Below are 865 nucleotides of genomic sequence, written 5' to 3'. Positions count from 1 at the left end.
GCCGGGAAGCATTCTTCGATGCGCTCGAGGCTGCGCTCCTCGAGGCTGTCGGCGGGCGCGGGGGTCGCCGCCGATTCGGCGGCGGGTGGTTCGGCGGCGGGCGCGGGCGCGGAATCGGTGGCGCCCGAGACCGGCGCGCCTGCCGTGGGAGCCCTGCCGCCGACCGGCTCGGAGGGCAGCTCGACGGCCGGAGCCGGCGGCTCGACCTGCTCGGCGACCTGGGTCGGCGGCGCCTCGCGCATGATCAGGCTGTCGAGCTCGTCGCCGTACTCGTTGAAGGCATACCAGCCGCCGTAGGCCAGGCCGACGAGCAGCAGCGAGACCAGGACCAGCGCGGCGCCGGGTATCTTGCCCTCGGGTTTCGGCGTCGGGAAGACCAGTTGGGTCGAACGGGGAACCCCGCTCATCTCCTCCTTGTAGCGCTCGACCATCTCGCGCGAGTCGAGGCTCAGGTAGTCGGCATAGGTGCGCACGAAGCCGACCGCGTAGGTCAGGCCCGGCAGCGCCGCCGAGTCGCCCTCCTCGAGCGCCCGCAGGTGGGCATAGCGGATACGCAGGATCTCGCTGACCTGGCGCAGCTCCAGTCCGAGATCCTCGCGGGCGTTGCGCAACCGCTCGCCGACGGATCGCGAGGATCCGGCGAAGGGCTCTACGTTGTCTGGCGCCTGCCGGTGGTCAGCCTGCACCGTAGCCTTGTATCTCATGTCGGGCCTTCCGGTTCCCGGGCGGCCGTTCGGCAAGCCCCGCCAAAGCCCGGAACCCTGCCGTTCTAGCAAACTCTTCCGCGCCACCGCAAACATCGTCTGCGAGCGCCACGGCAACGGGCTCAGGTTAACGCGGTAGGGCGAAGTGTATGGCGGCGCGG

Annotated in this window: 1 protein-coding gene; it reads right to left on the bottom strand. The window is 70.8% G+C overall.

Annotated features, from left to right (window positions below; translation table 11 throughout):
• On the bottom strand, positions 1-704 hold a 704-nt coding region (locus WD341_RS19755; protein WP_368427211.1), incomplete at its 3' end, for a helix-turn-helix domain-containing protein.
• Positions 705-865: the final 161 nt, after the last annotated feature.

Origin of the sequence: Tistlia sp. (assembly GCF_040905785.1) — a bacterium.
GTDB lineage: Bacteria > Pseudomonadota > Alphaproteobacteria > Kiloniellales > DSM-21159 > Tistlia.
Note: the sequence above shows the minus strand (reverse complement) of the source record. Positions and strands in the feature narration are given on the sequence as shown.